The 5,402-nt window shown below is 76.1% G+C and carries 3 protein-coding genes and 1 pseudogene; 2 read left to right on the forward strand and 2 right to left on the reverse strand.

What is annotated here, in order from left to right; all coding sequences use genetic code 11:
* Nucleotides 1–1,264: 1,264 nt before the first annotated feature.
* Nucleotides 1,265–2,257 (reverse strand): anti-sigma factor RsbA family regulatory protein, encoded by a 993-nt coding sequence (locus tag D476_RS0104855; protein WP_152529217.1) that lies wholly within the window; start codon nt 2,255–2,257, stop codon nt 1,265–1,267.
* 117 nt (nt 2,258–2,374) lie between these two features.
* Nucleotides 2,375–3,578, reverse strand: a pseudogene (locus tag D476_RS32195) (glycosyltransferase).
* Between the two features lie 451 nt (nt 3,579–4,029).
* Between D476_RS32195 and D476_RS0104865 the strand changes: the two are divergent.
* Both D476_RS0104865 and D476_RS32200 read left to right on the forward strand, forming a co-directional pair.
* On the forward strand, nt 4,030–4,719 hold the full coding sequence (locus D476_RS0104865) for a hypothetical protein (RefSeq protein ID WP_017622850.1): 690 nt from the start codon (nt 4,030–4,032) through the stop codon (nt 4,717–4,719).
* Nucleotides 4,720–4,935: 216 nt separating this feature from the next.
* Nucleotides 4,936–5,402, forward strand: a 467-nt coding sequence (locus tag D476_RS32200; protein WP_040725303.1) for a PP2C family protein-serine/threonine phosphatase, incomplete at its 3' end; no start/stop codon positions are given.

Here is a 5,402-nt window from a genome sequence, read left to right on the forward strand (position 1 = left end):
TCTCCGGGGTGCATTCCGGGCATAGCGGGCACGCGGGGAGAGGTTCAGCGAGCCGGGGCGGTGGTACCACCGCCCGATCAGTGATTCCGCGCAGGTTTCACCGCCATGGATGCCCCGGGGGTGCCCGAGGGGTCCGGAAGGCGGATTCCGGTCCTGCCGCTGCCGGCCCGGTGTCCGCTTCGCCTGGATTTCCGGGTGCCGACGCGCCTTGCGCTCCCTGTTCGACGGCCGGGGCGGCCACGCGGGCGGTGCGGGCGTGCGTTCATCGCGACACGTGAACGCGATCCGGCAACAAAAGGCCACTAAACGGCACCCAAGGGCCGTTTACCGGTCCCGGTGTCACTGTGTGTAGCCGATATCGGCCCCGCGTGGGCTCCGGGAGCCCGGCGGAGGCGTCCGGGCGGCCCCGTGTCCGCCCCTGCGCCCGAGCCGAACACCCCAATCGGGCATAAACGGAGCATTCCATTCTGAGAACGTGTTCTGGAATCGCGGTGTTCGTCGTCCCGGGGCCGCCGGGGGTGTCGTTGAGCGCGTTTCCCGCCCCCGCCCGCTCCTAACGCGGAGTATTCGCCCAGGTCACGGTGGTGCTGGGTGGTGGGAGGCGGGCCAGGGGGCCGCCCCGGGTGTCGAAGAGCGCGAATCCCGGTGCCGCGCCGCCGCGCCCGGACTGCGAGGACCCCGGCGGACGGCAAGCAGGGCCGGGAAACCGCCCGGCTCTGGCCGTCGCCGCCCGTCGCGGCGACCACGCATACGCCCGGAGGCCGACGGCGCTGCCGGATGGGCCGCTGGCCTTCGTCGTCGCCGCCATCCGCCCCGCACCCCGACGGCCCGCCGGACGGCCGGGGCCGCTGAGCGGGGCACCGGCCCAGCCGCCGCCTACCCGGACCGCGGGGAACCCGCCACCCGGCAGGAAGGGCCGGGGAACCGCCCGGCTCTCTCCGTCGCCGCCCCTTCCTGACACTCCGGTGGCCCGCCGCCCGGCAAGCAGCCTTGAGCGGGGCACCTGCTGTCCCCGTCGTGGCTGAACCACGGCGACCACGCACACTCCGTGCAGTCGTCAGCGCTGCAGGTGGGGCCGCCGCCCTGCCTCGTCGCCGCCCCTTCCTGACACCTCGGCCGCCCGCCGCCCGGCCAGGGGCGGCAAGTGGGGGCACCGGCTCCGCCGTCGGCGCTGTGACTCTCGGACTGTGAGAAGCCCGTGCTCGGCAAGCGGCCTCGGGGGCCCAGGATCCGAGCCCAACAGCAGGAAACCAGAAACCAGCCCCTACAGCCGGAAGTGAGCCCGCATCCGAGTGCCGTCGGGGCCCGGGAGGATCTCCAGGAAGTCGCACACCTGCCGGGTGATCCACAGTCCGTAGCCCCGGCCCCCCAGGCCGTCGGCCGGGCGGAAGCCCACCAGAGGGTCGTCCAGCTCCGTCGAGTCGTCCATGACCTCGCAGACCAGGCGGCCGCCCTCGCGCCACAGGGACACCGTCCCCTTGCCCGCGCCGTGCTCCAGCACGTTCGCCGCCAGCTCGTTGACCGCCACCACCAGGTCGGCCCGGCGCGTCTGCGGCAGGCCGGCCTCCTCGGCCAGGCCCGCCGCCTCCTCGCGCACCGACGGCAGGTCCGGGCGGATGTCCAGGCTCAGCACCGGCTCCGCGTCCGGGGGCGGGGCCGGGGCCGCCGCGTCGGGCCCGTCCCCGGGGGCCCAGTAGGCCGGGTTGGGCCGGGTCCCGCCGGGCACCAGCAGCATCGGGTGCGCCTCGCGCCCGTCCCGCAGTGCGGCGGCGTCCAGCGCCGACGTGTCGTGCAGGCACAGCACCGTCAGACGGTCCCCGGCCAGCGCCCGGTCGAGTGCGGCCTCCATGCGCCGCCACTGCTCCCGCTCCAGGTGCGCCCGGTCCGTCCCCCGCCCCGCGTGCACGACGGGCGGCGGGGCGGGCTCGCCGACGAACAGCGCCCCCGCCTCCTGGGCCTCCACCGCCAGCCGGTGCAGCGCCCCGACCGTCCGGCCCGGGGCGTCGTAGTACACGGCGCGGTCGGCGAAGTCGACCCGGCGCAGCACGTGCTCCGGAAGGCGGGCGCGCAGCGCCGCCCGCACCCGGTCGCCCACGGCGACGGTGACCCGGCGCCCGCCCTCGGCCCCGGCGGTGATCCGCGGGACCACCGGGCCGCACAGCCCGGCGTCGCTCCCGGCGAACACCGCCGCGTGCTCCACCGCGGCGCGGTCCACGGCTGCGGCCCCGCAGCCCGGGGGCGCGGCGCGCGACGTCATGGCATCACCCCGGGCGGTCCTCCCGGTCGCGTCGGGAACGTGGGCGTCGGCGGCAACGTGGTCTTCGGGGACGCGGCGGCGCAGGCGCAGGCCCCCGCTCACGGGGCCGCGTCCGGACTAGTGTGCATCATCGCCTACGGCCAGCGGGAGACCGTCCCCGCCCGGCAGGGCGGTGCGGTACACCCGCTCGGTCTCACCGGCCACCCGCTGCCAGGTGAAACGGGAGTGGGCCCGGTCGGCCCCGGCGATGCCGTGCGCCGAACGGGTGGTGGCCTCGTTCATCATCCCGCGCACCGCGCGGGCCAGCGTGTCCGGGCGGGCCGAGCGCAGCAGCAGCCCGGTGGTGCGGTCCAGCACCGCGCCGGTGGGCCCGCCCGCCGCGCGGGCGACCACCGGCAGGCCGCAGGCCATGGCCTCCAGCACCGCGCCGCCGTAGGGGTCGTAGCGGTCGGCGGAGACGAAGATGTCGGCCGACCGCAGCAGCCGGGGCAGCTCCTTGCGCTCCACCGGGCCCATCAGGTGGACCCGGTCGTCCACCCCCGCCTCCTTGGCGAGCAGCTCCAGGCGGCGGGCGTCCTCGTCGAGTGCGACCTCCAGCGGCGCGGCGGCCACCACCAGCAGCTCCGCGGCCGNCGCCCGAGGCCGGTCCGGACACGGTGATCACCCGGGTGCGGTCCTGGCGGCGCGGGCTCCACGGCTCGGTGGCCGCGCCGCCCTCGACGCTGAAGTGGTCGGTGTCGACGCCGAAGGGCACCACCGCGACCCGGTGCCGCGGCAGGCCCATGCGGGCCAGCTCGAAGCGCAGGTCCGCGGAGCTGACCGCGACCGCGTCGGCGCGCCCGGCGATGGCGGCCTCCAGGCGCACCCGCTCGGGGCGCTCGGGCAGGCCCGCCCGCTGCTCGGTGGCGTTGAGGGAGTGGAACGTCTGCACGACCGGCACATCGCCCAGGCCCCCGGCGCCGTGCACGGCGGACAGCGCGGCCAGGCCGCTTGTCCAGCCGAGCGCGTGGACCACGTCGGGGGCGTCGTCCTTGAGTGCGCCGGTCAGCGCGGTGGCGAAGGCGCCGGTGTGGTCGGACTCCTCGTGTTCGCCCAGGGGGCGGTCGGGGCCGGCGGCGAGGATCTCGGCGTGCACGCCGCGCCCCATCCGGGAGCGGCCGACCGGGTCCGAGGTGCTCTTGCGGGCGTAGACGGCCACCCGGTGGCCGAGTTTGGCCAGGTGGCGGGAGAGCGAGGCGACGTGGACGCTGTCACCGCAGGTCGGCTCGCCCCTGTGCGCTGCGAGGGGGGCGGTGTGCTCGGCGATCAGGGCGATCTTCACGGAGTGCTCCTCGATGCGGTGGAGTCGGGACGGCGTGCTCCGCGAGCGGGGGGCGGAGCACAGGGGAGAGTGGGCCCGGGCGCGCGTGGGGGCGCGGCGGAGGGCCTGGGGGCGATGGGGAAGCGAAGGGTGTCGGAAGAAAGGGGGAGAAAGGAAGGACGCACGGCATCACACCTCGGAGGTTTCTGAGGAAACGCGTATAGCGCCCGCCTCGGCACCGGGAGTGGTCCCCGGGAGGGAGCGCTTCGGAGGAGGTGTGTCTGCGTCTTAGACACCCAGCGGATCCCATTGTGCCAGAGGGCTTCGACGGCCGACAACGCGCCCGCTGCGTGCGGGAACGCGCTCGCGGGCCGGTTCGCGGCCGGTCCGCGGGCGGCGGCGGGCGTTTGCGCGGGGACGGCTCGGGCAGGGGTGGCGGCGACGGGGCCCCGGCAGGACGGAGGGCAGGGGCATGGGGTTAGCGGATCCCCTACCGGACTACCGGGGGGCGGACAGGCTGGCCGGACGGCGCGCGCTGGTCGCCGGTGACTTCGGCGACGCCGGGGACGCTGCGGGGGGTGCGTCCGGGGGTGCGCTCACCGCGGTGGCGGCGGCGCTGGCCAAGGAGGGCGCGGCGGTGGCGGTCGCGGGCGACGCGGGACGGCCGGGGGTGGTCGCCGGGCCGCTGACGGCGCCCCGGCCGACGGGCAGGGTGCCGCACCCGCGCGCGCTCAGCGCCGTGGAACGCGCGGTGCAGGGCGCCGCCGCGCTGGGCACGTGGACGCTCGCGCTGCACTGCCCGATGGACGGCGAGGCCTCCTGCCGCGCCGCCGTGGCGCACACCGCGCTGGAGTTCGGCGCGCTCGACCTGCTCGTGGTGGCGGTCCCGCCGGGTCCGGGCACGCCCCGGGAAGCGGTGGCGTGGCTGGTGCGGGCGGCGCGGGACCTGATGTTCCCGGGAGCGTCGGTGGTGCTGGTGGGCGCCGCCTGGGCGGTGGACCCGGCCGGCTGGGCGCGGTCGCTGGGGGCGCCGCTGCGGAGCCGGGGCATCCGGGTGGAGACGGCCGGGGTGGGCCCCGCCGTCGGACCGGGGGAGCGGGCGCGCGCGTGCGTACGCGCGGCCGTCCGGAACGGGGCGCCTTCGCCCGCCGCGCGCGGGTGATCCGGAGGCGACCGGAAGGGGGCCTACGCCCCGGGCGCACCACTCGTCCCCGGACTGCGGCGCCGGGCGATTTCCGCCATGATGGACGCGGACTTTGGCCACGGACAACGGTCCCCCGATACGGTTACATGATCAACGCGCCCCGGCCTCCGTCCGGCGGGGCGCCGCGCAGACGCGTACGGCAGTCACTGCCGTTGTGAACGGGAGGTAGGGCGCATGGGTGTCGCTGGTGGGGAAGTCACGGTCACTGCCCTGACGCACCGGGGCGCTGTCCGGCCGGCGAACGAAGACGCCGTCGTCATGGGTGCCCTCACCGTCGCCAGTGCGAACATGACCGTTCCCGTGCGCTGCGTGGTGTCGCTGACCGAGCCGGTGCTGCTGGCGGTCGCCGACGGCCTGGGAGGGCACGCGGCAGGGGAGATCGCCTCGGAGCACGCGGTGCACCGGATGGCGGAGATGAGCCCCCGGATGGCCGGCCCGGACGACGTGGCGATGCTGCTGAAGAACATCGACGAGGAGATCAAGGACCACGCCACCCAGCACGCCGAGTTCTCCGGCATGGGGACCACGGTGGCGGGGATGCTCGTCAACGCCGACGGCAACTTCTGGTTCAACGTCGGCGACTCGCGCACCTACCGGCTGGAGGGCAACCGGCTGCGGCAGCTGTCCCAGGACGACTCCCC

The sequence above is a fragment of the Nocardiopsis chromatogenes YIM 90109 genome (assembly GCF_000341185.1).
Taxonomy (GTDB): domain Bacteria; phylum Actinomycetota; class Actinomycetes; order Streptosporangiales; family Streptosporangiaceae; genus Nocardiopsis_A; species Nocardiopsis_A chromatogenes.

What these genes read in the sequence shown, in the direction of transcription:
- D476_RS0104855 (WP_152529217.1), bottom strand. Translation starts at nt 2,257, where the DNA reads ATGACGTCGCGCGCCGCGCCCCCGGGCTGCGGGGCCGCAGCCGTGGAC.
- D476_RS0104865 (WP_017622850.1), top strand. Translation starts at nt 4,030, where the DNA reads ATGGGGTTAGCGGATCCCCTACCGGACTACCGGGGGGCGGACAGGCTG.